General features: G+C 68.7%; 1 protein-coding gene. It reads right to left on the bottom strand.

The genetic code is table 11. The features are described 5' to 3' along the window. Window positions 1–883 (bottom strand): hypothetical protein (locus C7C56_RS28875; RefSeq protein WP_181373167.1); only part of this gene is annotated, 883 nt, incomplete at both ends.

The raw sequence follows: 883 nt of genomic DNA, 5'->3' as shown, positions 1-883 counted from the left end.
GTGCCGGCGCCCTCGCCTGCCTGCGTGCCGGTCGTAACCAGACGCAATTGGTTGGCGCTGACATCGACGTCGACGCTGCCCGAATCGCTGATGCTCGACGCGCTCAGGCTGACATCGGCGCCGGTGCTGATGGCGCCAAGCGTGATGGTGGTCGCGGCCACGTAGCGGATGTTGCCGTTGACCGCGCTGGCGGTGGTGCCGTCGGCCATGGCGACGCTGCCGGCATTTGAACGCAGGTCGATGCTGCCGCCGCCGATCGTCAAAATGTTGGCGTTTTGCGTGATCGAATTCAGGCTAGACAGGCTGATGGAGCCGCCGGCGCTGCTGATGGCGGCCGTGATACCCAGGGCGCCACTGTTGGCTTCGAGCAAGATGTTGCCGTTCGCCGTCAGCGGGTTGAGGACCGTGACCGAACCAGCCGCGCTGCCCAGTACCAGATTGGCGCCCGACGTCACGCCGGACATGCCGAGGTCGCTGACCACGGAACTGCTGCCGTCCGCCGCGAGTCGGTCGACCGTGATCGCATCGACCGTGCCGAGCACGATGGCGTTCGCTTCGTCGAGGTACAGGCCGCCGTTGCCGGTGCCCGCCACGCTCGCCGCCAATGTGGCCACCGCGATTTGCAGATGGGCGGCGCCGGTGCCGGCACCCTCCCCGGCCGCGGTGCCGGTGGTGACCAGGCGCAGCGTGGTGGCGGTAACGTCGGTGTCCCCGCTGCCCGAATCGACGATGCTGCCCGCGATCAGGCTCACATTGACCGCGCTGAGGGCGCCGATGCCAAGCACGCCACCCGCCTCGTAGCGCAGGTTGGTGCCGGCGGTCGTGGCCACGCCGTCGTCCATCGTGACAGCGCCGCCAGCGCTCAATTCGACGCTGGCGCCGG

This window comes from Massilia glaciei (assembly GCF_003011895.2).
GTDB classification, from domain to species: domain Bacteria; phylum Pseudomonadota; class Gammaproteobacteria; order Burkholderiales; family Burkholderiaceae_D; genus Telluria_A; species Telluria_A glaciei.
Note: the sequence above shows the minus strand (reverse complement) of the source record. Positions and strands in the feature narration are given on the sequence as shown.